At 72.2% G+C, this 25,534-nt stretch carries 25 protein-coding genes and 5 pseudogenes; 18 read left to right on the forward strand and 12 right to left on the reverse strand.

Annotated elements, in window-relative coordinates; genetic code table 11:
* Positions 1-62 precede the first annotated feature (62 nt).
* Positions 63-695, reverse strand: coding sequence for a GNAT family N-acetyltransferase (locus FRANEAN1_RS11255; RefSeq protein ID WP_347177081.1), 633 nt, complete (start codon positions 693-695; stop codon positions 63-65).
* A 260-nt stretch (positions 696-955) separates the two neighbouring features.
* Here FRANEAN1_RS11255 and FRANEAN1_RS11265 point away from each other — a divergent pair, with 260 nt between their 5' ends.
* The 5 genes and pseudogenes from FRANEAN1_RS11265 to FRANEAN1_RS11285 all read left to right on the forward strand — a co-directional run bounded on the left by FRANEAN1_RS11265 (position 956) and on the right by FRANEAN1_RS11285 (position 5,383).
* Entirely contained in the window at positions 956-1,381 is a 426-nt protein-coding gene (locus FRANEAN1_RS11265) for a GNAT family N-acetyltransferase (RefSeq protein WP_041255763.1), read from the forward strand.
* A 56-nt stretch (positions 1,382-1,437) separates the two neighbouring features.
* Positions 1,438-2,111, forward strand: a pseudogene (locus tag FRANEAN1_RS11270) (RNA-guided endonuclease TnpB family protein); the annotation flags it as partial.
* A gap of 450 nt (positions 2,112-2,561) precedes the next feature.
* Positions 2,562-3,845 (forward strand): histidine kinase, encoded by a 1,284-nt coding sequence (locus FRANEAN1_RS11275; protein ID WP_347177082.1) that lies wholly within the window; start codon positions 2,562-2,564, stop codon positions 3,843-3,845.
* A gap of 40 nt (positions 3,846-3,885) precedes the next feature.
* Positions 3,886-4,614: a response regulator transcription factor gene (locus tag FRANEAN1_RS11280; protein ID WP_020459900.1), complete on the forward strand. Its 729-nt coding sequence runs from the start codon at positions 3,886-3,888 to the stop codon at positions 4,612-4,614.
* Complete coding sequence (locus FRANEAN1_RS11285) at positions 4,607-5,383, forward strand: DUF4097 family beta strand repeat-containing protein (RefSeq protein WP_020459901.1); 777 nt, start codon at positions 4,607-4,609, stop codon at positions 5,381-5,383. Before FRANEAN1_RS11280 ends, FRANEAN1_RS11285 begins: the two co-directional genes overlap by 8 nt.
* A gap of 30 nt (positions 5,384-5,413) precedes the next feature.
* On the opposite strand, the gene FRANEAN1_RS42095 is transcribed toward FRANEAN1_RS11285, so the two are convergent.
* Positions 5,414-6,388 carry a pectate lyase gene (locus FRANEAN1_RS42095; protein WP_347177083.1) on the reverse strand — a complete coding sequence of 325 codons (975 nt, stop codon included), beginning with the start codon at positions 6,386-6,388 and terminating at the stop codon, positions 5,414-5,416.
* 329 nt (positions 6,389-6,717) lie between these two features.
* Here FRANEAN1_RS42095 and FRANEAN1_RS40830 point away from each other — a divergent pair, with 329 nt between their 5' ends.
* From FRANEAN1_RS40830 to FRANEAN1_RS11305, 3 genes and pseudogenes are all read left to right on the forward strand, one after another.
* A complete protein-coding gene (locus FRANEAN1_RS40830) occupies positions 6,718-6,960 on the forward strand; it encodes a VOC family protein (RefSeq protein WP_198145487.1) in 243 nt (80 codons plus the stop codon).
* Between the two features lie 128 nt (positions 6,961-7,088).
* Positions 7,089-7,562: a DUF3995 domain-containing protein gene (locus FRANEAN1_RS11300; RefSeq protein ID WP_157472546.1), complete on the forward strand. Its 474-nt coding sequence runs from the start codon at positions 7,089-7,091 to the stop codon at positions 7,560-7,562.
* A 76-nt stretch (positions 7,563-7,638) separates the two neighbouring features.
* Positions 7,639-7,977: pseudogene (locus tag FRANEAN1_RS11305) on the forward strand (NADP oxidoreductase); the annotation flags it as partial.
* Between the two features lie 95 nt (positions 7,978-8,072).
* Here the strand turns inward: FRANEAN1_RS11305 and FRANEAN1_RS11310 are convergent.
* A complete protein-coding gene (locus tag FRANEAN1_RS11310; RefSeq protein ID WP_020459905.1) occupies positions 8,073-8,852 on the reverse strand; it encodes a sporulation protein in 780 nt (259 codons plus the stop codon).
* A gap of 336 nt (positions 8,853-9,188) precedes the next feature.
* Here FRANEAN1_RS11310 and fdhD point away from each other — a divergent pair, with 336 nt between their 5' ends.
* Together fdhD and FRANEAN1_RS11320 are read left to right on the forward strand one after the other, a co-directional pair.
* Positions 9,189-10,049 carry a formate dehydrogenase accessory sulfurtransferase FdhD gene (fdhD, locus tag FRANEAN1_RS11315; RefSeq protein WP_020459906.1) on the forward strand — a complete coding sequence of 287 codons (861 nt, stop codon included), beginning with the start codon at positions 9,189-9,191 and terminating at the stop codon, positions 10,047-10,049.
* A gap of 94 nt (positions 10,050-10,143) precedes the next feature.
* Positions 10,144-10,731, forward strand: coding sequence for a hypothetical protein (locus tag FRANEAN1_RS11320; RefSeq protein WP_020459907.1), 588 nt, complete (start codon positions 10,144-10,146; stop codon positions 10,729-10,731).
* Positions 10,732-10,796: 65 nt separating this feature from the next.
* Here the strand turns inward: FRANEAN1_RS11320 and FRANEAN1_RS11325 are convergent, their stop codons facing one another.
* Positions 10,797-11,831 carry an aldo/keto reductase gene (locus tag FRANEAN1_RS11325; protein ID WP_041254017.1) on the reverse strand — a complete coding sequence of 345 codons (1,035 nt, stop codon included), beginning with the start codon at positions 11,829-11,831 and terminating at the stop codon, positions 10,797-10,799.
* 367 nt (positions 11,832-12,198) lie between these two features.
* On the opposite strand from FRANEAN1_RS11325, the gene FRANEAN1_RS11330 reads away from it, so the two are divergent.
* The 3 genes from FRANEAN1_RS11330 to FRANEAN1_RS11340 all read left to right on the forward strand — a co-directional run bounded on the left by FRANEAN1_RS11330 (position 12,199) and on the right by FRANEAN1_RS11340 (position 15,643).
* Positions 12,199-13,797: a TerD family protein gene (locus FRANEAN1_RS11330; RefSeq protein ID WP_020459909.1), complete on the forward strand. Its 1,599-nt coding sequence runs from the start codon at positions 12,199-12,201 to the stop codon at positions 13,795-13,797.
* Positions 13,798-13,892: 95 nt separating this feature from the next.
* The gene (locus FRANEAN1_RS11335) at positions 13,893-14,570 is read left to right on the forward strand and encodes an AIM24 family protein (protein ID WP_020459910.1); all 678 of its coding nucleotides are present in this window, start codon (positions 13,893-13,895) and stop codon (positions 14,568-14,570) included.
* Positions 14,571-14,599: 29 nt separating this feature from the next.
* A complete protein-coding gene (locus tag FRANEAN1_RS11340; RefSeq protein ID WP_020459911.1) occupies positions 14,600-15,643 on the forward strand; it encodes an AIM24 family protein in 1,044 nt (347 codons plus the stop codon).
* A gap of 53 nt (positions 15,644-15,696) precedes the next feature.
* Here FRANEAN1_RS11340 and FRANEAN1_RS11345 read toward each other — a convergent pair whose 3' ends face one another.
* Together FRANEAN1_RS11345 and FRANEAN1_RS11350 are read right to left on the reverse strand one after the other, a co-directional pair.
* Entirely contained in the window at positions 15,697-16,584 is an 888-nt protein-coding gene (locus FRANEAN1_RS11345) for a DMT family transporter (protein WP_020459912.1), read from the reverse strand.
* A gap of 260 nt (positions 16,585-16,844) precedes the next feature.
* The gene (locus tag FRANEAN1_RS11350) at positions 16,845-18,158 is read right to left on the reverse strand and encodes a hypothetical protein (RefSeq protein WP_020459913.1); all 1,314 of its coding nucleotides are present in this window, start codon (positions 18,156-18,158) and stop codon (positions 16,845-16,847) included.
* Between the two features lie 297 nt (positions 18,159-18,455).
* On the opposite strand from FRANEAN1_RS11350, the gene FRANEAN1_RS11355 reads away from it, so the two are divergent.
* Entirely contained in the window at positions 18,456-19,541 is a 1,086-nt protein-coding gene (locus tag FRANEAN1_RS11355) for an LLM class flavin-dependent oxidoreductase (protein ID WP_020459914.1), read from the forward strand.
* A 12-nt stretch (positions 19,542-19,553) separates the two neighbouring features.
* On the opposite strand, the gene FRANEAN1_RS11360 is transcribed toward FRANEAN1_RS11355, so the two are convergent.
* Together FRANEAN1_RS11360 and FRANEAN1_RS11365 are read right to left on the reverse strand one after the other, a co-directional pair.
* Positions 19,554-19,991, reverse strand: a complete 438-nt coding sequence (locus FRANEAN1_RS11360) for a nuclear transport factor 2 family protein (protein ID WP_347177084.1) — start codon at positions 19,989-19,991, stop codon at positions 19,554-19,556.
* Entirely contained in the window at positions 19,988-20,473 is a 486-nt protein-coding gene (locus FRANEAN1_RS11365; protein WP_020459916.1) for a hypothetical protein, read from the reverse strand. The genes FRANEAN1_RS11360 and FRANEAN1_RS11365 overlap by 4 nt, the downstream gene beginning before the upstream one ends.
* A gap of 100 nt (positions 20,474-20,573) precedes the next feature.
* Between FRANEAN1_RS11365 and FRANEAN1_RS40835 the strand changes: the two are divergent.
* Positions 20,574-20,666 (forward strand): annotated as a pseudogene (locus tag FRANEAN1_RS40835) (flavodoxin); the annotation flags it as partial.
* A gap of 181 nt (positions 20,667-20,847) precedes the next feature.
* On the opposite strand, the gene FRANEAN1_RS38455 reads toward FRANEAN1_RS40835, so the two are convergent.
* Positions 20,848-21,648, reverse strand: coding sequence for a toll/interleukin-1 receptor domain-containing protein (locus FRANEAN1_RS38455; protein WP_020459917.1), 801 nt, complete (start codon positions 21,646-21,648; stop codon positions 20,848-20,850).
* A 519-nt stretch (positions 21,649-22,167) separates the two neighbouring features.
* Positions 22,168-22,608, reverse strand: coding sequence for a helix-turn-helix transcriptional regulator (locus FRANEAN1_RS11375; protein WP_157472550.1), 441 nt, complete (start codon positions 22,606-22,608; stop codon positions 22,168-22,170).
* A gap of 4 nt (positions 22,609-22,612) precedes the next feature.
* On the opposite strand from FRANEAN1_RS11375, the gene FRANEAN1_RS40840 reads away from it, so the two are divergent.
* From FRANEAN1_RS40840 to FRANEAN1_RS38470, 3 genes and pseudogenes are all read left to right on the forward strand, one after another.
* Complete coding sequence (locus FRANEAN1_RS40840; RefSeq protein ID WP_157472552.1) at positions 22,613-23,119, forward strand: hypothetical protein; 507 nt, start codon at positions 22,613-22,615, stop codon at positions 23,117-23,119.
* Positions 23,116-23,523, forward strand: a pseudogene (locus FRANEAN1_RS38460) (hemerythrin domain-containing protein); the annotation flags it as partial. The gene FRANEAN1_RS40840 and the pseudogene FRANEAN1_RS38460, both read left to right, overlap by 4 nt.
* Positions 23,524-23,767: 244 nt before the next feature.
* Positions 23,768-23,952: pseudogene (locus tag FRANEAN1_RS38470) on the forward strand (flavodoxin); the annotation flags it as partial.
* A gap of 238 nt (positions 23,953-24,190) precedes the next feature.
* Here the strand turns inward: FRANEAN1_RS38470 and FRANEAN1_RS11390 are convergent.
* Positions 24,191-24,793: a hypothetical protein gene (locus FRANEAN1_RS11390; RefSeq protein WP_020459920.1), complete on the reverse strand. Its 603-nt coding sequence runs from the start codon at positions 24,791-24,793 to the stop codon at positions 24,191-24,193.
* 349 nt (positions 24,794-25,142) lie between these two features.
* Positions 25,143-25,412: a four-helix bundle copper-binding protein gene (locus FRANEAN1_RS11395; protein ID WP_230203271.1), complete on the reverse strand. Its 270-nt coding sequence runs from the start codon at positions 25,410-25,412 to the stop codon at positions 25,143-25,145.
* Between the last annotated feature and the right edge of the window lie 122 nt (positions 25,413-25,534).

The raw sequence follows: 25,534 nt of genomic DNA on the forward strand, positions 1-25,534 counted from the left end.
TGCTCGGTGGTTGCGGTCGGTCAGCGCCGCACAGCCGGCGCCGCGCGTCGGGCGCTGGGCGGTCAGCGGCGGGCGGACGGGCCGGTGGGCGGGTCCGCCCGCGCGCGTTCCAGCAGCAGCAGCTCGCCGGCCTCCTCGTCGTGCGCCCGGCCGATCACAGACAGGCCCAACCGGCGCGCGACGCTGACCGACGCGTCGTGCGCCGGCGGGACGACGGCGAGCACCCGCCGGACCCGCGGGTCCTCGAACGCCCAGTCGAGCAGCAGCCGCCCGCCCTCGACCGCGTACCCGCGCCCGGCGAACTCGGGGTAGGTGGCGTAGCCGAGCTCGACGGTGCCGTCCGCGTCGGGCGGGCCGGACAGCGCCGGCGACCCGACCACGGCCCCGCTGGCGCGGTCGACGGCGAGCCAGGCCCACCAGCCCAGTTCGGCCGGGTTGGCCGCCAGGCGGTCGCGCATCCGGTCGAGGGCGCCCTCCTCCAGCGGGGGAGCCGCCAGCGGGTCGGGGAAGACCGCCCCGGTGGCCCGCTGCGCGCCCGCGCGGTCGCCGCCGAGCAGCGCTCCCAGCGCCTCGACGGTCAGCGGCCGCAGGCACAGCCGCGGGCCGTTCAGCACCGGGCCGCCCCCGCCGACCGGCGCCGGGCCGCCTGCGCCGGGATGGGGTGAGTCGGGACAGTGTGGGTCGGCCGTCGACAACGCTGCTCCTGAAGGCATCCTGAGGTCTCTCTGTGTACGCCCGTCCGGTGTGGGCGGGCCCGCGTGACCGGCGCCGATCTCCCGGTCGCGCTGGGGACCCTAGCCGGGGGGTCCGACAGTTCGCGAGGCGTTTTCGGCCCGGGCGGCGTGTCCGAGCCACCGGACGAGTGCCGCGTCTCGGGCGCCGCACCCGGCGGGATGTACGCCGTCCACACAGCGCCGTCCACACATCACGCCATCGAGCTGTAACAATGCGTAATGTGAAGATAGAGGAGCTGGAGGCCGAACGCACCTGGCTGGCTTTCGATCCCATGCGGCAGCTGCGTCCTCATCTGACCTCGACCGGGTTCGTCAAGCTGGTGAACGAGGTGCAGCGTCCGCAGGGGTACCGCCTGGTGGGGTCGTGGGACGGCGAGACCGGGAGGGTCGTGGCGGCCGTCGGCTTCCGGGAGAGCAGCTCGCTCGCCTACGGCCGGCACCTGCTGGTGGACGACCTGACGACGATGCCCGGCATGCGCGGGCGTGGGCACGCCACCCGGCTGCTCGCCTGGGTCGAACGGGAGGCGAAGCGCCTGGGCTGCGCGCAGATCCACCTGGACGCCGGTACGCACCGCCACGAGGCCCACCGCCTCTATCTGCGCAACGGCTACATCATCCCGTCGTTCCACTTCGCCCGCCGGCTCTGAACCCTCCCCGCCGGCTCTGAGCTTCTCCGTCGGCTCCGGCCCCTCCGCCGTCGTGTGTCGCCGTCCTGTCGACCGGTGAGCAGGTCGACAACCCCAAGCCACTCGCCCGCTCGCTGCGCAGGCTGCGTACCGCGTCCCGGGCCTGTGCCCGCTCGAAGCCGGGCAGTGCCGGCCGCCGCCAGCGCGCTGCCGAACTGGGCCGCCTGCACGCCCACGTCGCCCACCAGCGGCGCGACGGGCTGCACAAGCTCACCACCCGGCTCACGAAGAACCACGATGTGATCGTGGTCGAGGATCTGCATGTCGCCGGGATGGTCCGTAACCGCCGTCTCGCCCGCGCGGTCTCGGACACCGCGATGGCCGAGATCCGGCGCCAACTCACCTACAAGACCCTCTGGTACGGCTCGCGTCTCGTCGTCGCGGACCGCTGGTATCCGTTTTCGAAGACCTGTTCCGGCTGTGGCTGGCGAAACCCAAGCCTCACTCTGTCGGACCGTACCTTCGCCTGCCAGTCCTGCGGGCTGGTGATCGACCGCGACGTGAACGCCGCGGTCAACCTGCGCAACCTCGTCGCCGCCAGTACGTCGGAGACGGAAAACGCCCGTGGAGCCGACCGTAGGACCCAGCTTGCTGGGCGGGTGGCTGGGAAGCGGGAACCCGGCACCGTGGGCATGACCCCGTGCGAGCGGGTCAGACCGGGGGTGCCTCACCGAGAGGCGAGGCGGCATGACCAGGCGCTACCAGGCGTTACCAGGCGCTCACATGCAACGGTGCGGTTAGCCCCCGGACGAACTGACGGGCCAGCTCCGTCGCCGGGCCCGGCACCGGCGATCTACCGTCGGCACGGACGGTCCTGACCCGTCGTCGGGCCCGGGCCCGACGGGCGGACGCGGCAGCGGACGGAGCAAAGGTGAGCGAGGTGCAGGTTGGCGCGTCGGCGGCACCAACGCCGGATGGGCCGGCGGGACGGTCGGACCAACCGGCCGCCTCGCCGCCCGTGGCGATGGCGCCCGGAACAGCGGCGCCCGGAACAGCGGCGCCCGGAACAGCGGCGCCCGGAACAGCGGCGCCCGGAACAGCGGCGCCCGGAACAGCGGCGCCCGGAACAGCGGCGCCCGGAACAGCGGCGCCCGGAACAGCGGCGCCCGGAACAGCGGCGCGTGGGGTGCGTCGGGCGGTCGTGGACGCCGTGCGGGCGACCTACGGGCCGGCCGGCTGGACCGCCACCATCTTCGTGGCCCAGTCGGCGGTGGTCGCCACCGTGGCCTTCGTCGTGGTCCTCGTCGCGATCGCCGCCGGCATCCCGATGATGTTCGTGGCGCTTCTCGGCCTCCCGCTGGTGTGGTTCGCCCTGTTCAGCGCGCGGATGGCGGCGGTCGTGGACGCCTGGCGGTTCCGGGTGGTGCTCCGCCAGCGGCTGTGGCTTCGTCCCCCGCCGGGCTCGGTGCCCCCCGGGACGCCCCCCGCCGACACCCCGAGCTGGTTCCGCCGCGGCTGGCTCCGGCTGCGCGGCCGGGGGAACTGGCTGGAGGTCCTCTACGCCCTGGTCATCCTGCCGCTGTTCGGCTGGCTGGGCGCCTGGGTGGTCTTCTGCGCGTGGGGTGGCGGGCTGTCGTTCCTGATGTTCCCGCTGTACGGGCACGCGCTCGCCGACGGCGGCCGGGTCTTCGGGATGAACCTGGGCTACGGCGGCTCGCTGGCATTCCACGTGGGTGTCGGGCTGGTCGTCCTGCTCGCCGCGCCGTGGATCGCCCGCGGGGTGGTCACCGCGCACCTCGCGCTGGCGCGGCTGGTGCTCTCCCCACCGGGCGATCCCGAGCTGCTGGCCCGGGTGGACGACCTGGAGTCCAGCCGGGCCGGGATGGTCGCCGCGGCCGCCGCCGAGCGGCGCCGTATCGAGCGGGACCTGCACGACGGCGCCCAGCAGCGCCTCGTCGCCGTCGCGATGACCCTGGGCCGCGCCCAGGCGCGCTTCGCCGACGACCCGGACGGCGCCCACGGGCTCATCGCCGAAGCCCACGCGGAGACCAAGCGGGCGCTGGTCGAGCTGCGGGACCTGGCCCGCGGGATCCATCCGTCCGTGCTCACGGACCGCGGGCTGGACGCCGCGCTGTCGGGCCTCGCCGCCCGCTCCCCGGTGCCCGTCACCCTCGACATAGAGGCCACACCGCGGCCGGACATCTCGACCGAGTCGGTGGCCTACTTCTTCGTCGCGGAGGCGCTGACCAACATCGCCCGCCACGCGCAGGCCTGGCACGTCCGCATCGCCGTGCGCCGGGCCGGGAACCGGCTGACGGTCGAGGTGTCCGACGACGGGCGGGGCGGGGCCAGGGAGGGCGCCGGCTCCGGGATCGCCGGCCTGCGTGACCGCGCCCGCGCCGTCGACGGCGCGTTCGAACTCGTCAGCCCGCCCGGTGGCGGGACGACCCTGCGGATGGAGCTGCCATGCGGGGACGCGACATGACCGGGGCCGGCCGGCCCGGGGCGGTGACCCGGTGAATATCATGATCGCGGAGGACTCCGTGCTGCTGCGGGAGGGGCTGACCAGGCTCCTCGAGGAGGACGGCTGCACCGTCACCGCCGCGGTCGGGGACGGCGAGAGCCTGCTGCGGGCGGTCGCCCGGATCCAGCCGCAGGTGTGCGTCGTCGACGTCCGCCTGCCGCCGACCTTCACCGACGAGGGCATCCGCGCCGCGCTCGTCCTGCGCCGGCAGTGGCCGGACGTCGCGGTGCTCGTGCTGTCCCAGTACGTCGAGGAGCGCTACGCCGTCGACCTGATCGCCGGGCAGGCGCGGGGAGTCGGCTACCTGCTCAAGGACCGGGTCTCCGACGTCGCCGACTTCCGCGAGGCGCTGCACCGGATCGCCGCCGGCGGCACCGTGCTCGACCCGGAGGTCGTCACCCAGCTGTTGCTCCGCTCGCGCCGGCGGGACCCGCTCGCCAGCCTGACCAGACGGGAGTCCGAGGTGCTGGCGCTCATGGCGCAGGGCCGGTCGAACACCGCGATCGCGGCCGCGATCGCGGTCACCGAACGGGCGGTCGAGAAGCACGTGACTGGCATCTTCACCAAGTTCGGCCTGGCCCCGGCCGAGGACGACCACCGTCGCGTGCTCGCCGTCCTGCGCTTCCTGGACTCCGCCGCCGCCGGCGGAGTCGGTGGCGGCGGCGCCCGCGGCGAGCGGCCGGCCCGTCCGGCGGGCGCGCGGGCGAGCGCGGGGCGCGGCGATGTCTGAGCCGGGCCGGCGGGCCGCGCTCGCCGTCGGCGCGCTGCTCGCCGTCGTGGGCACCGCGGTCTGCGGCGTGCAGACCGTCGACGAGACGTCCGGCGAGGTGCGGCGGGTGGAGCACCGGGTGTTCTCCGGTGACGTCCAGATGGTCCGGGTCCACACCAACTCCGGCCGCATCCAGATCGCGGGCGCTGCCGGGCGCGTCGTCGACGTCGAGGGCAGTCTCGCCGGGACGGTCTCCGTCCCGGCGATGTCGGCCGAGGTCCGTGACGGCGTCCTCACTCTTGACGCCGACTGCGGCGGGGGGTTCTGGGACTGCGAGGCGTCGTTCGCGGTCCGCGTGCCGGCGGGCATCCGGGTGGTCGCCGAAACGGGCTCCGGCGAGGTCGAGGCGACCGACCTGCTCTCCGCGGCGACACTGCGCAGCGGATCCGGGACTGTCCGGGTGGACGGTGCCCGTGCCCAGCTGACGATGTCGACGGCCTCGGGGAACCTGCGCGCGGTCGGCGTCACCGCCACCGAGGTCGACGCGTCCACGGCGTCGGGGAACGTGCGCATCGAGCTGGCCACCGCCCCCGAGGACGTCTCCGCGCACTCGGCGTCGGGCAACGTGCGGATCACCGTGCCGGACGACGGTGAGGTGTACGCGACCGAGGTCCACACCGGGTCGGGTAACACCCTGGTCGGTGTGCGAACGGACCCGTTGGCGACGCGCCGCCTGCGCGCGTCCACCAGCTCGGGGAACGCGGAGATCGACTACGCCGACCCGACCTGACCGGCCGGATCGGCGTAGTGGCCGGCCCGCCTACCGGTAGGTGATGTCGGACGGCGTGTAGCGGCAGTACGTCCCGTCCGCCCCGCTGCCCGTCTTCGTCGGCTCGGAGCCGCTGCTGTTGCCGGTGTAGCGGTCGCAGATACTGATCTTCCGGCTGCTGTCGCCGACGATGGTGACGCCGGACAGCTGGGCGGAGTCCCCGTAGTTCGTGTTGACGCCGACCAGCGTCTTGCCCGGCGCCGTCACGGTGACGTTGCGGACGACGACGTGCCGGGCGTACTGCTTCGAGCAGTTCCCGCACGACCGGTACAGCTTGCCGAAGTCCTGCACCTGGAAGTTCTGGATGACCATCGTGCCGGGCCCGTTGTGCTGGAACACCTTGTCCGAGGCGCCGCGGGCCCCGCCGCCGTCGATGGTCATGGTCTGTGCCGCGGACGTGCCCTTGAACGTCGCCGCGTCCTCGCCGACGTCCTCCCACCACACGTTGCGCAGGGTGCAGGTGCCCTTGCAGTGGATGCCGTCCGCAGCCGGTGACCCGATGATCACGTTCTGGACCGTTCCGCCGTCGGCCACCTCGAAGATCGGGTCCTGGCCCTCCTCCTGGCCGCTGTCGCTGACGCCGGAGTAACGCTTGAGGCCGCCGTCGAACGTGCCCGCCACCGAGATGGTGCTGCTGACGTCCACGTCCGCGGTGGCGCGCGGCCAGCTCGGCAGCGGCCCCTGCGACGCGGGCGCGCCCGGGCTCGCGGAGGTCGTCGGCCCTGCGGTCGGTGCCGTGGTCGGGCTCGCGGGAGCAGACGTTCCGGCGCTCGGCGTCGCGGTGACCGGCGGCGCCGCCGGCGACGGGCTACCCGGCCCGGCTGTCGGTGTCTGCGTGACCGGAGCGGTCGGGCCCGCGGTCGGCGAGGACGTCGGTGCCGGAGCGCCCCCGCCACCCACCGGGGTGCCGTCGAACGGCTGGCACCCGGCGAACAGTGTGCCGGCCCCGAGGGCCAGCGTCGCCATCAGGACGGGGACGCCCCACCCGGCCCGTGGACGTGCTCTGCGTGCCGGGCCGGCCGGTGCCGCCTCCCCGCTCGAGGTCGATTCCCCCCGGTACGTGTGTCTGGTGCTTGTTCGGCGTGCCACCAATGTCGTCCTTTCAGTGGCGGCCACCAGCCGACCCGTCTTCGCCCCTCCTCGGTGGATGCCGCTCTCCGACGCTTCCACCCGAACTGTCGCTGTGGGGGGTCGGAAGGTTGCTCTCGGCGTCGCCACTTTCCGCACAACACAGAATGCTCGCGGTCACCCGGCGGGTTGAAGGAGCCTCGGGTGGTCGATCGACGATGAACTCGATGAGTTCTCGCGCGGGGACGGGTCTGCACAGCGAACCGCCCGTCACGAGGAGTGCTGAGGAGGCCCGTCCCATGCCCGCCAACCGCGCCGAGGGCGAGGTCGACGCGATGATCGAGCGGGCCCGCCGGGCCGGCGCCACCGCGGTGACCGGGCCGGGCCGGCAGCCCTGGGGCTACGTCGGCACCTTCGCCGACCCCGACGGCCACCTCTGGATGCTGACCTTCGAGGCGCCCGCCGACTGACGCCTAGCCCGCTCGTTCCGACCCGAGCTCGAGCGGGACGTCCAGGTGTGTCCGCCGGCTCAGCTGCCGGGGAGCCAGGCCGCCGGGGGCAGCGACCGTGCCAGACTGCGGGCGTGAGCGTGGCGGCGGTGAGTCGGTGGACGGGCGCGGCGGGCCTGGCGGGAGCCGGGATCCTCCACGCGGCGTGGGGCGCCGGGTCGAGCTGGCCCCTGGCCGACCGGGCGGCGCTCGCCGATGCCGTCGTCGGCAGGCCGGCCGCGGCGGGCGCTCCGGGCGTGCCCGGCGCCGGCCAGTGCTTCACGGTCGCGGGTGCGCTGGTCGCGGCGGCCGCCGTCGTCGCGCACCCGCCCCGCCGCATACCGCGCCTGGACACCCTGCACCGGGCCGGCGTGACCGGTGTCGTCGCGGTGCTCGCGAGCCGCGGGCTGCTGGGAGCGGCCGGTCTGACCGACCTGGTATCCCGGGGCTCCGTCTCCGACCGGTTCCGCCGACTGGACCGGCGTGTCTACTCGCCGCTGTGCCTGGGCCTGGCGGGACTGTCCGCCGCCGGCGTCCTGCTCGACCGCGCGGACGCCGCACCGGACGCGGCACCGGCCGGGTAGGGATTCGTCCGCGCCCCTGGCCGGATCACGGCTCCCGGGTGGTCTCGGCCGCCCGTTCCTGAGCCTCGAGCAACTCGTCGCCGAGCTGGCGCCCGGGGCGCATGTCGTGAAGGCGTTTCACCTCTTCCCCGCTGGTACGTGGACGCGGCCCGTCGGCAGAGCCGGCGAGCTGGGCCAGCCGACGGTGGCGATCTGCGGGGACGACCCGGCGGCGCTGCGGATTACCGGTGCGCTCATCCGCGACGTCGGCGGAACACCGGCCGTCCTGGGCCCACTGCCCCGAGCACGTCAGCTCGAGGAGGCTGCCGGCTTCGCCATCGGACTGGCATTCGGCGGCTTCGACCCGAGCGCCGCCGTGCCCCGGGTCCCGGCACCGCTCCCGGCGACCCCCGAACCCGGCGGCTCCGACGTCTGACCCCGCCGCCGTGGCGCGCCACCCGATGGCGGCCACCCGATGGCGGCGAACCGCAGGCGCGGGGTGCCGAGGCGCGACGGTCGACAGTTACGTGCTCAGAACCAGCCGCGGCGCGCGCCGAGGGCCTGCAGCTGCTGGTGCAGCGCGCCGGCGAGCTGGTGGCGGTCGGTGTCGTGGTGGCCGACCCGGAACCGGCTGAGCTGGTCGCCGCCGGAGGAGAGCAGCCCGCCCCGGCGGTCCGCCTCCAGGACGACGTCCATCCCGTTGCCGTCGACGAGGAAGGTGACCTCCAGCTCCTTGATCCGCCGGGCGTACTCGCCGGACGGCTTGAGCTCGATCTCCTGGTAGAAGGGCAGGTCGGAGCCGTGCAGGCGGCCCTTCTCGACGTCCGCGGTGTGGAAGTGGAAGCCCAGGTCGCCGAGCGCGGCGAGTACCGCCTCCTGCACGGGCAGCGGGTGCACCGACACCGGGTCCAGGTCACCCGGGTCCAGCGCGCCGGGGATCGACAGCGTCGTCCGCACGCCGATCTTCATCCCGCGCAGGTGCCAGCCGGCGACATCCGTGATCGGCGTCTGCCACGGCACCGGCAGCTCGAAGCGCCCGGACTGCTCCTGCCCGGGCTGGATGACGAAGCCGCCGCCGATCTGCTGCGTACCGAAGGTCACCTGCTCGTACCAGGTGGAGTCGTCGGTCTCGACCTCGACCGTCGCCTCCAGCGCGACGAGCACCTTCTCGATCTCCTGCTCGACCTTGCCACCCTTGATGGTGGTCAGTCCGGTCACCACTGCGCCGGGCAGTGCGTCCGGACGGTCCAGCACGGTCTCCACCTCGGCGGCGCCGACCCCAAGCCGCGACATGAACCGCTTCATTCCCATCCCTCTTCAACCCTTTCGTCCGAGAGCCCCGGTCGTCCCGTTGCGGGCAGTGACGATCCCACAGCCCCACACTCCGCCCCATAGCTGTAGCAGGTGCACGCCGCCCCGCCGCCTCGCGTCGCCGAACAGACACCCCTGCCGCGCCCCGGACGTCCCCCCGCCCCACAAACGGCACCTGGCCCGGAATGGCGGGCTCTGACTGACGGTGGACGGTTTTCCGGTCGGGTGTCCCGACGCGCTCGGTCCGTCCTGATGCGATCGCCGAGGATGCCGTGAACGTGGCGTCGAAGGCTCGACATGATGGATTTCTCGTCCCTCCTGGGGGACCGTGTCGCTATGGGGCGAGCAAGCGCGCGACGCCGGGTCATGCGGGTGACTCTGGGGGCGGAGCCGACGCTTCGGCCCGACACCGTCGTCGGGGAGGAACCGCTCGAGATCCGGGTCGGCGGCCAGCCGCTGGCGGTCACCATGCGGACCCCGGGCGACGATATGGACCTCGCCGTGGGCTTCCTGATCGGGGAGGGCCTGATCGCGACCGCCGCGGACGTCGCGGGCATGCGCTACTGCGCCGGCAGTGAGGGCGCCGTCGACGGCGAGGGCCGGCTGACCTACAACGTGCTGGACGTGACCCTCGCCCCCGGCGTGCCCGAGCCGGAGGTCGACCTGCGGCGGAACTTCTACACCACGAGCTCGTGCGGGGTGTGCGGGCGGGCGAGCATCGACGCCGTGCGGCTGCGCGGGCGGTACGAGATCCGCGACGACCCGCTGCGCATCACCGCCGAGGTGCTCGTCGACCTGCCGGGACGGCTGCGCCGCGCGCAGCGGCTGTTCGCGACGACCGGCGGCCTGCACGCAGCCGCCCTCGCCGACGCCGACGGCGAGGTGCTGGCGGTGCGCGAGGACGTCGGCCGGCACAACGCGGTCGACAAGGTCGTCGGGTGGGCGGCGCGGGCGGGGATGGTGCCGCTGCGGGGGCTGGTGCTGCTGGTCAGCGGCCGGGCGTCGTTCGAGCTGGTGCAGAAGGCGCTGCTGGCCGGGATCCCGGTGCTCGCCGCGGTGTCGGCGCCGTCGGCGCTCGCCGTCGACCTGGCGGAGGAGTCCGGGATGACGCTTGCCGGGTTCGTCCGCGGGTCGTCGATGAACCTCTACGCCGGGACGCACCGGGTGATCCTGCCGGCGGTCGCCGCGGCCCGGTGAGATCCCGTCCCGGGATGGGATCTGGGTATGTCGGAAGCGGACGAAGGGGACGAGGCCGCCGGGCCGTCCGAAGCACCGGATAGCATCCTCAACCGTGACCTGCATCGTCGGTGTGGAGCACGACGGACGGGTCGTGATCGGGGGAGACAGCGCCGGCGTAGCCGGCTGGTCGATCACGGTCCGGGCGGATACGAAGGTCTTCCGCAACGGCGAGTTCGTCATGGGCTTCACGGACTCGTTCCGGATGGGGCAGCTGCTTCGGTACAGCCTCGTCCCGCCCGTGCCGCACAGCTGGGACCTCGACCGCTTCATGGCGACCGAGTTCGTCTCGGTCGTCCGCGACTGCCTGCGCGACGGCGGTTTCGCCCGCAATGACGCCGGCAACGAGTCGGGTGGGCTGTTCCTCGTGGGCATCCGGGGGCAGCTGTACCGGATCGACTCCGACTACCAGATCGGCCGCACCCTCGACAACTACGACGCGGCGGGCTGCGGCGAGGAGTACGCGCGCGGGTCGCTGCACAGCACGGTGGGGGAGGAGCCCGAGGAGCGGGTCCGCAAGGCCCTGGAGGCCGCCGCCCACCACTCGACCGGGGTCTGCCCGCCGTTCCACATCCTCTCCGACGACGGTCACGACGGCGGCGGCCACGGCCCCGGCGATCACGGCGGTCAGCCACTCATGTAACCCGGTGTCGGCCCGCTCACAGCCGCGATTGCCTGAGCCGCGGCTCAGGCAATCGCGGCTGGCGGTCAGGGGCGGCGCATCCGCTCCGCCGCGACGGCCGCCCACGAGGCGGGGCCGGTCAGCGGCTGGAAGTTCTCCGCGGCCGAGGTCAGCGCGTCATACTCCGCGTCGGTCAGCTCGATGTCGGCGGCCGCCGCGTTGCTCTCCACCTGGGCCACGCTCGACGCCCCCGGGATCGCGACCACCGACGGATGGTGGATCACCCACGCCAGTGCGATCTGTGACGCGCTGGCGCCGTGCGCCGCCCCGACCTCGCGCAGCGTGTCCAGCAGGGGCGTCAGCCGGGCCAGGTTCTCGGTGAGGAACAGCGGGTTCGCCATCCGCACGGCGCCGGTGGGCCGGCTCGTGACGTCGTAGCGCCCGGAGAGCAGGCCCTGCGCCAGCGGGCTGTAGGCGATGATCAGGCGTCCCTCCCGACGGGCGTACGGCAGCAGGTCACGCTCCGGCTCGCGGCGCACCAGGCTGTACTGGACCTGGTTGGACAGGACGCGGTCACCGAGCGCGGCCTCGGCGGCGCGCCAGCGCTCGAGCGAGTAGTTGCTGACCCCGACCTCGTCGACGAGGCCGACCCGGCGCAGCGCGGCCATCCCGCGCATCGTCGTGCCGTCCCGGACGACGGGGTTGGGCTGGTGCACCTGGTACAGGTCGATCGTGCGCACGCCGAGCCGGTTCGCGCTGCCGACGGCGCGCTGCTCGACGACCGGCGCCAGCGGCAGCACCGGGAAGATCTTGGTGGCGACGAAAGCCGCCTCCGGTGGCACGGCGGTCTTGGTGAGCGACACGTCCGCTCCCGGGTGCACGCCGTCGCCGGGGGCGGCGGCCAGTGCCTGGCCGAGGATGCGTTCGCTGCGCCCGAACGCGTACATCTCGGCCGTGTCGAACAGGGTCACGCCGAGCTCGAGAGCGCGCCGGACGATCAGGGCGGCGTCAGTCTGGGCGTAGGCCGAGCCGTAGCCCCACTCCCGCGAGCCGAACTGCCAGGTACCGAGCCCGATCTTGGAGATCTTCTTCGTGGTGGAGAGGCCAGCCGCGTAGCGCATGGGAACAGTCAACGCCAGGCGCGCATCCGCGGCGAGGGCGGAGTCCGTTGTGTCATGCCAACCGTCCCGGTTTCGCGCCCACCGCACGCCCCGGAGGCGGCCGGCCCGGGGGGCGGAGGCACGGAGGCATGGCTGGAGCGGCCGACCCGACGTCTGGTTCCCGACGTTCGGCTCTCGACGTCCGTCGTCCGGGTTCCCCGTCGCGCTGTGTGTCCGCGGTCCGACAGGCCTTCGGGCACATACAGGTTCTGCCGTGGGCCGTCCGGGCTGCTAGTTTCCGGACAGTCCGGTTCGTGCGGGTGCGGTCGGGCCACGCGCGCGACGCTCGCGCGCCGATTCAGCTGGCACGCTGACGGGAGGGAGCGCGGTGGCAACGCAGTTCAGTCGAGGGCAGAAGTCCCAACTGTCGGCAATCACCGCTGGCACCGATCTGTACATCGGGATCCAGATCAACGCGCCGGGCGAATGGGACGTGTCCTGTTTCGGGCTGGACGGCGCCGGCCGGCTCTCCGACGACCGGTACTTCATCTTCTTCAACCAGCCGAACTCGCCCGAGTCCTCGATCCAGCTCCTCGGCGCCCAGTCCGGTGACACCCAGTCGTTCCGGGTGACGCTCGACAAGGTCCCGGACGCGATCCAGAAGCTGTCGTTCTGCGCGGCGCTGGACGGCCCGGGCAGCGCCGCGCAGATCACGTCCGGTTACCTGCGCATCGTGGCCGGTGGTACGGAGGTGCTCCGCTACGCGTTCACCGGCGCCGACTTCTCCGACGAGCGCGCCGTCATGATCGGTGACGTCTACCGCAAGGGCGTCTGGCGCGTCGCGGCGGTCGGCCAGGGGTTCCGGGGTGGCCTGGCGGAGCTGATCCGCAGCTACGGCGGCGAGGTCGCCGACGAGCCCGAGCCCACGCCCGCTCCGGCGGCGCCTGGGTTCGGCGCGCCGCCCGCGCCCGCCTTCAGCCAGCAGAAGCCGCCTGCCGCGCCGGGCTTCGGCGCCCCGCCCGGGCCCCCGCCCCCGCCCCCGCCGCCCCCGCCGGCACCGCCGGCACCGGCGCATCCCGGCCAGGGCTACGGTCAGCCGCAGCCGGCCTACGGCCAGGCCGGCGGCGCGCAGCAGGGCTACGCCCAGCCGGGCTACGCTCAGCCACAGCCCCCGCCGGCGATGCCCGGCGCCCAGGGGTACGGCGCGCCCGGCCAGCAGCCACCCGGCCAGCCGATGCCGGGCCACCCGATGCCCGGCCAGCAGCAGCCCGGTCAGCCGATGCCGGGCGGGTTCGGGCCCACGGAGGTCCTGCCGTCGCAGGCCCGCCCCGTCCAGCCCGGTGCCATGAACAGCCTCAACCCGTACCGCGAGGTGCCGACCGCGGGGCGCTGGACCCAGCAGAACAGCAAGCTGGTCAAGGTCACCCTGGGCCCGGAGGCGCTGGCGCTGCGCGGTTCGATGGTCGCCTACCAGGGCAACGTCGAGTTCGACTACAAGAGCGGCGGGATCCGCGGGCTGATCGAGGAGAAGCTCACCGGCCAGGGCCTCAAGCTCATGACGTGCAAGGGCAACGGCGAGGTCTTCCTTGCCCAGGACGCCTCCGACCTGCACATCGTCGAGCTCGGCAACCAGTCGCTGTGCATCAACTCGAAGAACCTGCTGGCGATGGACGCCACCGTGCGCTCGGAGGTCCGCCGCATCGAGAGCCCCGGCATCCCCGGCGGCGGCTTCTTCCACTTCGAGGTCTCCGGGCCCGGGTCGGTCGTCGTGATGACCAAGGGCACGCCGATGACCCTCAACGTCGCCGGTCCCACGTTCGCCGACATGAACGCGCTGGTGGCGTGGACGTCCGGCATGCGGGTGAGCGTGTCCACCCAGGTCCGCATCTCCCGCCAGATCTACGCGGGAGCCAGCGGCGAGTCGTTCGCGTTGCAGTTCATGGGGTTCGCCGGCCACTTCGTCGTCGTCCAGCCGTATGAGGTCTGACCTATGAGGTCGCAGATGCGCGCCGGGATGGCTGAGATGCGCGCCGGGGCGATCCCGGGCGTTCCCGCGGGTGCGCGGGAAGAGGGGAGCAGGCCGTGCAGGGCAGCCTGATGAACAACTACGGCCCGACTCCGATCATGGACCGGATGAGCAGGCACGGGTCCAAGATCGCCAAGGTGGTCATGCAGCCGGGCCAGGACCTGTTCGCCCGGGTCGGCTCGATGATCGCCTACGAGGGCCTGATCGACTTCAACCCGCAGCCGCCGCAGCTCGGGCGGATCGCGTCCTCCTGGGCGACGGGCGAGGGCGTCCCGCTGATGACCGCGACCGGTCAGGGGCTGCTCTACCTGGCCGACTACGGCAAGGAGGTCATCGTCGCCCAGCTCGCCGGCGAGGGCCTGTCCATCAACGGCAAGAACGTCCTGGCCTTCGACGCGAACCTGCAGTGGGGGATCGAGCGGGTCAAGGGCGTGAACATGCTCTCCGGCATGGGGATGTTCAACGTCGTGGTCCGCGGCCACGGCTGGGTGGCGCTGACAGCCAAGGGCAACCCGATCATGCTGGACACCCGGGAGGCGCCGACGTTCGTCGACACCGACGCGCTCGTCGCCTACACCGACGGCCTGCGCGTCGAGCCGCGGCGCACCGCCCGGCTCGGCGGGCTGATCGGGCGCGGTTCGGGGGAGGCGTTCCAGCTCGGCTTCTCGGGCCAGGGCTTCGTCGTGGTGCAGCCGAGCGAGGACGAGCGGCCCTCGTTCTCGGTACGCGGCTGATCCGCCGGCGTGGGTGAGAGGATCTGATCATGACGCACGGCGGGATGTACGGCGGCCAGCCCGGCGGGATGCCCCCTGGCGGGTTTCCGCCCGGACCCGGTCCGGGCATGCCCGGAGGGATGCCTCCGGGTGGGATGCCCCCCGGGGGGATGCCGCCAGGAGGCCCCGGTGGTCCTGGTGGTCCCGGTGGGCCGGCGGGAGGGATCCGCAGCAGCCTGCTCGGCAACCCCGAGGTCACCAGCGGCGAGCGGTTCGCCCTGCAGAACGGCAAGATGCTCAAGGCGACCCTCGGCGCGCAGGGGATGCGTGAGTTCTACGCCCGGCGCGGCGCCATGGTCGCCTACCAGGGCGCCGCGACCTTCGACGCCCACTGGGAGGGCTGGGGCTCCCGGTTCCGCAGCTTCTTCAGCGGCGGCGAGGGCCTGAACCTGATGAACGTCGCCGGCTCCGGCGCGGTCTACCTCGCCAACCAGGCCCAGGACATCCACATCCTCGACCTGGCGGGTGACGGCCTGACCGTGGACGGCAAGAACGTGCTCGCGTTCGACGCCGGCCTGAACTGGGATCTCGTCCGTGTCGACAGCCAGGTGGGCATCGCCGGCGTCGGCGGTTACCAGATCGAGCTGCGCGGCAACGGCCAGGCCGTCGTGTGCACCTCGGGCGCCCCGCTGGTGATGCGGGTGACCACCCAGAACTACTACTTCGCGGACGCCGACGCCGTCGTCGGCTGGTCGTCGAGCCTGCAGGTCTCGATGCAGGCCGCGGTCACCTCCAGCGCGGCCTGGAAGCCGCGGGGCAACACCGGGGAGAGCTGGCAGCTCCAGTTCTCCGGCGAGGGCTATGTGATCGTCCAGCCCTGCGAGCTGCTGCCGCCCTACAACGCGCTCGCCGGCTCCGGCCTGGCCGGGCAGTTCGGGCTTGGCCAGGGCGGGTTCGCCGGCAACCAGCTCGGCGGGCACGGCGGCGGCCACGGCGGCCACGGCGGGCACGGCGGGGGCCCGGGCGGGTTCGGCGGCGGCCCCGGTGGGCTCGGCGGCTTCGGCGGACTGTTCGGAAACCAGGGCCGCCACTGACCGGACCGGGCTCGCGCCCCCGCCCGGCCCTTGCCCGGTGCCGGCCCGGCTGGTCAGGGCAACTGACTGCTGGGGCGGGGCAGCGTCGGCGTGCGGGCCAGCAGCACGACCCCGGTGACGATCAGCGCGGTCCCCACTGTGACGCCGAGTAGCTGGAAGATGGTGCTCGGAACCGGGGCGCCGTAGAGCAGCACCGCCAGCAGGCAGGAGACCACCGGGTTGGTGATGTTCATGGCGGTGAGCGCGGGTGCGAGCGGACCGCTGGCGTAGGCGGCCTGCCCGAGCAGCAGACTGGACAGTGTGGCCGCGGCGAGCCCGAAGCCACACCAGTCCGCCGCCGTGGCGAGGAACCCGTCCGTCACGAGCCGGTCCGCGGACTCCTTCATGAGGACGGCGGTCAGCGCGTAGACCATGCCCGCGGCGACCCCGAACAGCACGGCCCGGGCGGTGGGCGACCGGCCGAGAGAGACCACGGTCAGCGCACCGGCGACGAGCGCCATCGCCCCGATGGTGAGGAGCAGCCGTGGCCGGTCGACCCCGGCCACCGTAGGCAGGTCCCCCCGGGACGACAGCAGGGCGGCGAGCCCGGCGCAGATCCCCGCCGCGCCCCACCAGGCCGCTCCGGACATCCGCCGTCCGGTGCCGACGAGGCCGAGTGGGAGCGCGAACAGCAGCTGGCAGACCATCAGCGGCTGCACCTCGGCCACCGACCCCAGGTGCAGCGCGGCCGCCTGCACGCAGAACCCGCCGATGTTCGCCGTCCAGCCCAGCACCCACAGCCTGTCCTGGACGAGCTCGGCCAGCAGCCCCACTCCGGGTACGGCGTGCGCGCTGTCGGCGCGCTTCGCGAAACTGCTCCGCCCGGCGGCGCGTTGCTGCAGGGCGGCGGACGAGGCGAACAGAAAGGACGCCAGCAGACTGACGGGGACGACGGCGGGCATGGTCACCCAACCAGGATGGCTACCGGACGGGCAAGATCACGGGATCGGAATTGTCACAGAACAGGATCGAACCGCGTGGGACGGTCACCGGACTGCCGCGGCCACCCCGCTGACCTCGGCGCATGCCCAGATCCGCGTGGCCTGCCCCACGGCCGCCGGACTGCCGCGCGCCGAACGCGACGGTCAGCCGGAGACAGCGGCATCCACCCAGGTGGGATTCCTCCCACCGCCGCCCGCGGTGCCGCCTCGTCCGCGCCGGTTCACATCGGGCTCGGGCTTTTGCGGGTGATGCGGTAGTGGAGGACGAGGAAGGGGATCCCGAACAGGGAGAAGGCGTGTTCGGCGCGGAGGCCGCCGTCCTGCCGGTACACGTCGAGATCCTCGGTGAAACCGTGGACGGCCAGCGCGGTGAGGGCGCCGTCGGACGGGTCACGGTAGGCGAGGTAGTGGCCGGGGTGCTCCAGGTCGCTGCGGCTGGTCAGGGCCAGGCCGCCGTCGGGCCGGGCGCGCGGCAGCAGCGTGGCTGTGAAACTGGATTGGGCCAGCGGGAAGCCGACGCTGACGTATCCCCGATCGCCGTGCCGGTAGGTCGTGTAGATGCCCACGTAGATGGGTTCGTCGGTGTCGGCGAACGAGCGGATCCAGCCGCGGACCGCCACCGTGTCGGCGCCGGGAAGGATGATCGTGTCGATCCGGCTCTGGATGCCCCGCTGGGTCTCACGCTGGTTCATCGGCACGTTCGCCTGCCCCAGCGGACGGGCCAGCGCGTTCCGGTAGAGCAGGTAGCCGGGGCGGACCCACAGCCGCCACCGCGGCACGATGTCGAGCGTGAAACGGGTGGTGTGCTCGTAGAACTCCCGGACGAGGGGGTCGACGGCCGCGGGGTCGAAGTCCGGGCCGGCCAGGTCGTCCATGGACGCGACGATTCCCACGTCGGCCGCGTCGGCGACGTAGCTGCCGCCGAGCTCGCCGGCCAGCTCCCGGACGTAGCCGGTGCCGACAACGCGCGAGCGCGACTGCCAGGGCACGACGAAGGGCAGCTTCTCCGCCGGGACCCGTTCGGCGAGCAGACGCACCTGCGCGTCCCTGAACACCAGCGAGGACGCGGTCCGATAGGCCGCCATCGTGACGGCAGCGACGGCGGCGGCCGGCACGGGGCCGCCGTGGGCGCGGCCGCGTGCCGCCAGCGCCGCGCCCACGGCGGCCCCGAACGGCGGCCCGAGAAGCACCTTCTGCGGCCGGAGCCCGAGCAGGCCGCCGACGCTCCCGGTCGCCGCCCCCACCGTGACGGGGCCGGCGCCGGTCAGCCGCCCGGCCGCCCACCCGGCGGGTGCGACGAGCGCCGCGCTGGTCGCGATCCGCTGCCACAACGCGGGTATCTCGCCAGGCCGCTGCCGGGCGCGCGCGACGGCTTCGGAGGCCGCCAGCGCGGCCGCACCCGCCAGCCCGCCCAGCCCAGCCGCCCGCCGGCCCCGGTGGGCGGCGAGCGACGCTCCCGCCGCACCCCCGATGACGGCCGCGGACAGCACAGCCACACCGAGGCCCGACGGCTTCGTCCCCTGGCCCGTCGCCATGGGCACAACGTATCGGCCGAGGGGTCGTCCGGACCGGGCCGTGAGATCGATGGGCCGAATGGGACGTCTCTCTGACAAGAGGGGACGGGCGCCCCGTACCTCGTGCGCTCGGAACGCGATCACCGTTTCGCCGTTGAACTGCTACTTGAAGTGAGCGCTGGGGGACGAATCGACGAATCTCGTATTTGTCTACCGGTTTAATGGTTTTAGGTCTGGTTCGCCCGGTGTCTCAACGTCATGGGAGATACCTGCCCAGCCGCCGGACCGCTGGCCACGCGGGGACTGGAGGAACGACGCATGAGGTTTCTGGCGATCACCTTGATCGTCCACGCGCCCGACCCGCTGACCGGGGTGCGCCGGTCGACCACGGCCTGGCTCCACGAGGTGGTCGACAACGCGGTGCTGGCCGAGGAGCTGGGGTTTGACGGCTTCGGGGTGGGTGAGCGGCACGAGCGGCCGTTCATCTCCTCGTCGCCGCCGGTGGTGCTCAGCCACATCGCGGCCCGCACGGCCAGGATCAGGCTGTTCACCGCCGTCACGACGCTGAGCCTTCTCGACCCGGTGCGGGCCTACGAGGACTACGCCACCCTCGACCAGCTGTCCGGGGGGCGGCTGGAGCTGATGGTCGGCAAGGGCAACGGCGCCGCGCAGGCAGAGCTGTTCCACGTCACCGCGGCGGACCAGTGGGACCGCAACCGCGAGTCCTACGAACTGTTCCGCCGGCTGTGGCGGGAGGACAAGGTCACCTGGTCCGGCCGGTTCCGCCCGCCACTGGAGGAGGCCGAGACCTGGCCGCGCCCGCTGCAGCCGGAGATCCGGATCTGGCACGGCAGCGCGACCAGCGAGGCGTCGGTGGACCTCGCGGCCCGGTACGGCGACCCGTTGTTCTCCGCGAACGTGACCAATCCGGTCGAGCCGTACGCGGAGCTGGTCCGCTACTACCGGGAGCGCTGGGTGGCCTACGGGCGCGACCCGGCCGACATCCTCGTGGGCGCCGGAACCGCCGGTTACTACAGTGCTCGCTGCTCCCAGGACGCCGTCGCGCGCTACCGGCCGATCTTCGACGCCCGGACGGCGATGTTCCGGAAGATGGGCCTGGAGCCGGTCTTCCCGACCCTTGAGGACGCGATCGAACGCAGCTCGATCCTCGTGGGCAGCCCGCAGCAGATCATCGAGAAGGTCCACTGGTACCACGAGCGGCTCGGCCATGAGGTGATGCACCTGCACGCCGACGCGGACGGCCTCAGCCCGAAGGAGCACCGCGAGACGATGGAGCTCTTCCAGAGCGACATCGCCCCGGTGCTACGCAGGGAGATCCCGAGCCGTCCCTTCCCCACCCCGCCGCCGCTTCCCTCCGACGTCCTCCCCGACGCCCCGGAGTGACGGCGGAGTCGATCAACCCTCGGTATGTATCCAGGTGGCGGCCGACAGGGTCCGCGTCGAGGGGCCGTCGGGGTCGTTGTCGGGCCGGTTGCCGCGGCTGACCGACCGCTCGGCGATCCGCCAGCCCTGCGACGTGCGGACCACGGTGTCCTGGTAGCCACCCGATCCCGCGGTGCTGTCGCCGCGGATCACGAAGTACTTCGCCCACACCCGCAGCGTGTCGTCGTCGACCCGGTGGACGGCAATGTCGGTGGTGTGGTGCGGGTACATCACCCGCCCGAACGGGAGCCCGCTCGCGACCTGCGCCAGCGGCGCCCCGCCCATCACCGCGTCGTCGGTGTACGCCGTCGGCACGGCGCCCAGCGCGATGTTGTCGAACACGTGCGGATGCTTGGCGAACAGGCTGCACACGTCGGCGTAGGTGGCCGCGTCGACCGGCACGATCCTCACGCCCACGGTGCCTCCCCGTCGGCGACGACTGCCGGGCCGCCGTGGCGTGGGTGGACGGTCCGGCTGGTCACCCGCCAGCCGGCGGGCGTCTCGGTGAGCGCGTCGACGACGTCGGCGCTCGCGACGCTGCCGTCGCCGGCGATCGTCACCAGCCTGCTCCACGCGGCGAGACCGCCGGGGACCCGTTTCACCTCCGTGTTGACGGTGTGGTGGGACGGGGACGTCGCCGGGTCGAGGGCCGGCGGGTCGATGAACACCTGTGCCAGAAGCTCCGTGTCACCGTTGTCGACCGCATGTCCGGAGAGCGCGAGAACCTGAACCACCGCCGCGGTCTCCTCGCCGGTCGCGTCACGCAGCGCGGCGAAGGCGGCGTACGTCCGCGGCAGGCGGTGCTGCTCCACCTGCACGTCGGCGCTGTCGCGTACGCCGCCGGGCGGATGGCCGCCGGGCCGCAGATGCCCCGCGATGTGGTCCATCGTCATGGCCTGGACGTTAGTTCACCTGGCGATACGGCGTGCTCGATAGTCAGGGACGGACCGGAGTGATCCGCGGAGCGCGCCGTGGCCTGCCGCCGGTCGTAGCATGGCCGTGATGCCGACCCTCCTGATCGTCCATCACACGCCGTCGCCATCCATGCAGGCGATGCCGGAGGCCGTGCTCTCCGGGGCCCGCGACGTCAAGCATTTCTTCGACCAGAAGTAGCGGGCAATGGAATTTTCCTGGCCCGAATTCGCATCGAACGGGCCCGTCGACGGGGGGCGCTCGTGGACGGCCGCATTTGACAGCTACGACCAGTACCGCGAACTCTGTTATTACCTGGTCAAGATATTCGACGGTGACTGGCAGGTGGGCGAGGTCACAGTCGAGGTGGGGACCGAGTTCGCCGGAGACGACTGGACCGCGCCGGCCTGTGAATTTTTCGGCCGCTGCCCGTGGCCAGCAATATACCATCCCCTGACCAGCACAGGGAGCTCATACCTGCCGTGCTGATTCTGCGGGAAAGGGAGTTCCCGTGACGCAAGACCGCGCAAGCTTCTGGCATCGCCGATTTGCTGCCAGAAGACGGTACAAGGGGCGGCGACCGGCGGTCGGCGTGGTCAGGATTCTCGGGGGACGCCGAGGTGGACACGGGAGCATCTCGCGGGCCAGGAAAAATTGGGGTTGTGGGCGGCTTCGCCCGGCCGGCTTGAACGGCCTCCACCTGTTCCAGCAACAGCGCCGCGGCATGTGTTTCCGGGAGGCCGAACAGATCGAACGAGACAATCGTCCCGAGCAGGCCCGGCCGTCGACAGTCGGCGACTCTTATCGGCACCAGCTTGCGCGCGAACCCCAATGGATCCTGATTGATGGCGGACTGAAGCTCAAGTCTTCCAAATACCGAGTCAAGATAGGCTTCGGAAATAAGGGCGATCATGCGGTCCGCTTCCGCTACTCCTTGTTCCATACCCTGAAACCAGTTGGTTCCCGGGACGAAGTCCCAGGCCTGGATCAACACCCGCCATCCGACCTGCTCCAGCTGCCACGCGACCCACTCCGCCCACTGGCGGTCGGCCTGTGTGTAAGAGATAAAGAAGTCCCAGCGTGGAGCTTCCTCTGATTCAGGGTCCTCGGCCCATGACCCTTCACTCGCGCTGTTCACGCTGATCTTGTCAGACATCGGTCCGGTCCCCCGCGCTCGGCCGATACAAGCCACGCGACTGGTTACGAGGTATGCCGGCGGCTGCGGTCGTCCATCTAGGCTGCTCCTACGGTAACAGCTCGGTTGGCGGCGGCTGGTCATCTGCCGCCACGGTGGCCGTCAGCTGACCTCGAACTCGCGCTCGACGACGGCGCGGAGTATCGCGTTCACCAGCTGGTCCTTGAGGTGGTCCTCGAAAATCTAGGCGAAGCCTCGGGCGAGTTCAGCGGTGTTCGTGGGGACCCAGAGGAACTCTTGGATCAGGCGGCTCCAAGAGCCTGCTCGGTGCGCTTGCCTGGTGACGGAAGTATGGCGCCTACCAGGCGACAACACTGTCACGCCCAGGTCGGGAACACGACCAGGCATCGGCTGAGGCCATCATGCTCGAGATGGCGGTCGGCGGTGGCGTCCGGCTCGTGGGAATTGTCGCGAAGACGCTGCTTGGTGCCTTTCCCACATGGTCGCCCGACTCGGCCAGCCCACGTCAGCAGGCCTGGCTCAGGCGGGGATCTGGTCGTCGAGGTACCAGCCGTAGGGGCTGGGCTGGCTGGTGCTGGCGCGGCGGGGCTCGTACTGCTGTACGTAGAGCTGCTGTACGTAGAGCGTGGCGACGAGTTCGGCGCGGGTGCGCACGCCGGTCTTGGTGAACACCGCCTTGAGGTGGTCCTGCGCGGTGAAGGGGGGAATGCCCAGCGCGGTGGCCATCTGCCGGGTGGATCTGCCCTGGGCGGCGAGCCCGACGACCTCGCGTTCGCGCGGCGTGAGGCCGTAGGCGCCGGCGATCACCTCGCTGACGATGATCGGGCGGGCGCCCTCGATGATGACGGCGATCATCGGTGGGTCGCCGCCGGGCATCGGCGAGCCGTGCAGCACGACCCAGTGGCGGTCGCGGGCCGGCAGCGCGGCGCGCGCAAGGCCGTTGCCGGTGGCGGCGGCCACGGCGATGGACCGCACGACGCTGGGCAGCCGTCCCCGGTCGTCCAGCGTGGCGAGCCAGGCGTGGCCGTCGTCGGTGACCGACTCGATCGCGCCGCGGGCGGTGACGAGCAGCAGGCCCGCCGGTCGTCTGGTGCAGCCGGCCGACGAGGCGGCCGTCGTTGGCCAGGTCGCGGTAGCCGTTGAGGTCGGTGCCGGTGAACTCCAGCTCGTAGAGGACGTTCTCCCGGTCTCGTTCGTCGCCCGCTGGCTGCCCGCTGAGGAAGCAACTCGTCCACAGCATGGTGGCCGGGTCGACGGTCGAGATCGCGGCGATGTCGTACGGGACGCTCGCGCGCAGGATGCGGTCCAGGCGGCCGCGCACGGCGGTGAGGTCGGCGCCCTCGGCTGCCAGCACCCGGACGCGCTCGCACAGGTTCACGGGTTCCAGCATGACCACGCCGACCCGCCGGGCCAACCCCTCATATCTGGGATAGGCGGGTGGCCCGGGGGATTCGTACCTTCTCGGCCATGACTGCTGACACCCTCGTCCGCGACGACCTGTTCACCCATATCCACAAGGCTCTGCGCCTGGGACTTTTCGAGCTCACCGTCCAGGCGGGGGGCCGCACCGACTGGGCGGACCCCGCCGAGGTGGCGGCCCTCGGCGAGCGCTGGCGACCGCTGCTCGCCCTGCTGCGCGCCCACACCGAGCACGAGGACCGCCACATCCTGCGCATCCTCGACGGCGTCGACCCGGAGACCACCGAACCGGCCGGCGAGCAGCATCGCGACCTTGACGACCTGCTCGACGACCTCGCCGACAGGTTCACCGCCGTGCTTGCCGCCCCCGACCCTTCCGCCGGGCTCGACCTCTACCGCGACCTGGCCCGTTTCGTCGCCAGCTATCTTCCCCACCTGCACGGCGAGGAGACCGTCGTCATGGCGCGGGTCTGGGAACTGTGCGGCGACGAGGAAATCGCCCTGACCCGCGCCCGCTTCATGGCCGACACCACCCCGGACGTCATGGCCACGACGCTGGAGTACATGCTCCCCGCCCTGGACCGGCCCACCCGGCACGCCCTGGTCGCCCGCCTGGCGGCCACCGCGCCCCCGCCCGTCCTTACACTTGCCGTGGGCTCCGCGTGCCGGGGCGAGTGTGATCGACACGCCGTCACCGACGATGCAGGCGATGCTGGAGGCGGTGCTCGTCGGTGCCCGGGACGACGCAATCGAGGGCGTCGACGTCGTCGTCCGCCCGGCGCTGGCCGCGACAGCGGTCGACGTGCTCGCCGCGGACGGCTACGTGCTCGGCACCCGGCCAACATCGGCTACATGAGCGGCGCGCTCAAGCACTTCTTCGACCAGAAGCAGCGCGAACCCTGTGCCGGATGGCTCTGGAGCGCTCAAGGGCGTGCAGAAGATCTTTCTTCGTGTGCCCGGCGGCGCTGTCCCCGGGATCACTCATGGTGTCAGACCTCGCCGCAAGGGTGGCTGCCGCGGCGTCAGCCGGCCCCCCGCTGTTGGCCATAGCGGCGGAACCACCACGAGCGTCCTGGCTGCCTGTCGGGCGCGGACTCCTCCTCCCGCGGGTCCTCCCACCGGATCAGGGCGCCGGCGAGAGGTGCCCGAGCCCCGGGATCGGGTCGTCCGGCCGCAGCATGCGGACGGTCGGATCGACATCGCCGTCCAGCTTGTAGGTGCCGTCCGGGAGCAACACCGCCCACCCGCGATGAGGAAGGGTGACGAGCGTGGCGACCGCCTCGCCGGAGGGGCAGCGCCAGAGCCGGACGGTTCCGTCCGTGCCGCCGGTGGCGAGCAGCTCACCGTCAGGGCTGAACGCCAGCGCGTTGACCACCCTGGAACGGTCCGTCAGCAGACGTAGCGGGCGCGGATCCGTCCCCGGCTCCAGAGGATCGAGCAGCAGGATGCCACTGCCGGAGACGACCGCGAGCAGCGTTCCGTCGGGGGAGTAGGCCAGGGCCCGCACCCTGTCCAGCGGGGACAGCAGCATCACCTCTGCCGGGTCCCGGCCGATGACGGCCGGCATCGGCCATGCCCTCGGGCAGGTTCGGGGGGGTAACGGGGCGAGCACCGCGGCCCGTTGCCAGCGGCTTCCGGTGAGGCGAGCATCGGTCAGCGTCGCCCGCACCGTGTCGCCGAGTGCCGCCAGGTCCGCGGAGTCCTCGCCGGTCTCCCAAGGCGACATTTCTACGATTGCATCTACTGTCCCGTCCTGGACGCCGCCGCCCGGGAGCCCTGTCGGGACCTTGGCGCCACGGCCACCGCGTCGCTGACGGCCGACTGGCGACCCCTGACCCCAGGGCTGGTGTGTCTCGACGGCCGGGATCCCGCGGTCACTGCCGCCGGGAAATGCTCACTATTGCCGTCGACATTGTGGAGTACAGTTCCGAGGCCGCCTGGGGGCGCGGGCCGGTAGCGGATTCGGAAGGGCGGGCCCCCGGTGTCGGTGAATCCCGTGTGCTCGGGTCCGTGCAGCGCGAAGGCGGTGGCACCCGTGGATGCCACCGCCTCGAACGTGTCTGTGGGAGCGCCGTCTACTTGGCCGCCGCCAGTGTCCGGCACGCGGCCGCGGCCCTGCGGCAGGCCTCTGCGCAGGCCGCCATCTGCTGGTCGTCGGGCATCTTCGCGCACATGTCGGCGCACCGGGTGCACATGTCCGCGCACATGCGGCATATGTCCTTCATGCTGCCCGAGTCCCGCATGATCATGTCGGCGCACGTGCCGCACATGTCGCTGCAGTCCAGGAGCATCCGCATCAGAGCGGCGTCCATCATCGCCCCGCCCTGGCGCATACAGTAGTCCATGGTGCTACGACACACCGAGCGGCAGTCGATGCATGCGTCAATGCATTCCTGCATCTCGGCGGTACGCACAGAAAGAGTGGCCACTGCACTTCTCCTTACTGAGGGTAAGTCTGATGGAAATT

Origin of the sequence: Parafrankia sp. EAN1pec (assembly GCF_000018005.1) — a bacterium.
In the GTDB taxonomy this organism is placed as follows: Bacteria; Actinomycetota; Actinomycetes; order Frankiales; family Frankiaceae; genus Parafrankia; species Parafrankia soli.

Bases quoted from the DNA above. Each gene is read 5' to 3' on its own strand.
- FRANEAN1_RS11280 (WP_020459900.1), top strand. From the start codon at position 3,886: ATGATCGCGGAGGACTCCGTGCTGCTGCGGGAGGGGCTGACCAGGCTC.
- FRANEAN1_RS11285 (WP_020459901.1), top strand. From the start codon at position 4,607: ATGTCTGAGCCGGGCCGGCGGGCCGCGCTCGCCGTCGGCGCGCTGCTC.
- FRANEAN1_RS42095 (WP_347177083.1), bottom strand. From the start codon at position 6,388: ATGGCGACGCTGGCCCTCGGGGCCGGCACACTGTTCGCCGGGTGCCAG.
- FRANEAN1_RS40830 (WP_198145487.1), top strand. From the start codon at position 6,718: ATGAGTTCTCGCGCGGGGACGGGTCTGCACAGCGAACCGCCCGTCACG.
- FRANEAN1_RS11310 (WP_020459905.1), bottom strand. From the start codon at position 8,852: ATGGGAATGAAGCGGTTCATGTCGCGGCTTGGGGTCGGCGCCGCCGAG.
- fdhD (WP_020459906.1), top strand. From the start codon at position 9,189: ATGGGGCGAGCAAGCGCGCGACGCCGGGTCATGCGGGTGACTCTGGGG.
- FRANEAN1_RS11325 (WP_041254017.1), bottom strand. From the start codon at position 11,831: ATGCGCTACGCGGCTGGCCTCTCCACCACGAAGAAGATCTCCAAGATC.
- FRANEAN1_RS11340 (WP_020459911.1), top strand. From the start codon at position 14,600: ATGACGCACGGCGGGATGTACGGCGGCCAGCCCGGCGGGATGCCCCCT.
- FRANEAN1_RS11345 (WP_020459912.1), bottom strand. From the start codon at position 16,584: ATGCCCGCCGTCGTCCCCGTCAGTCTGCTGGCGTCCTTTCTGTTCGCC.
- FRANEAN1_RS11350 (WP_020459913.1), bottom strand. From the start codon at position 18,158: ATGGCGACGGGCCAGGGGACGAAGCCGTCGGGCCTCGGTGTGGCTGTG.
- FRANEAN1_RS11355 (WP_020459914.1), top strand. From the start codon at position 18,456: ATGAGGTTTCTGGCGATCACCTTGATCGTCCACGCGCCCGACCCGCTG.
- FRANEAN1_RS11365 (WP_020459916.1), bottom strand. From the start codon at position 20,473: ATGACGATGGACCACATCGCGGGGCATCTGCGGCCCGGCGGCCATCCG.
- FRANEAN1_RS38455 (WP_020459917.1), bottom strand. From the start codon at position 21,648: ATGTCTGACAAGATCAGCGTGAACAGCGCGAGTGAAGGGTCATGGGCC.
- FRANEAN1_RS40840 (WP_157472552.1), top strand. From the start codon at position 22,613: ATGGACCGCACGACGCTGGGCAGCCGTCCCCGGTCGTCCAGCGTGGCG.
- FRANEAN1_RS11390 (WP_020459920.1), bottom strand. From the start codon at position 24,793: ATGTCGCCTTGGGAGACCGGCGAGGACTCCGCGGACCTGGCGGCACTC.
- FRANEAN1_RS11395 (WP_230203271.1), bottom strand. From the start codon at position 25,412: ATGGACTACTGTATGCGCCAGGGCGGGGCGATGATGGACGCCGCTCTG.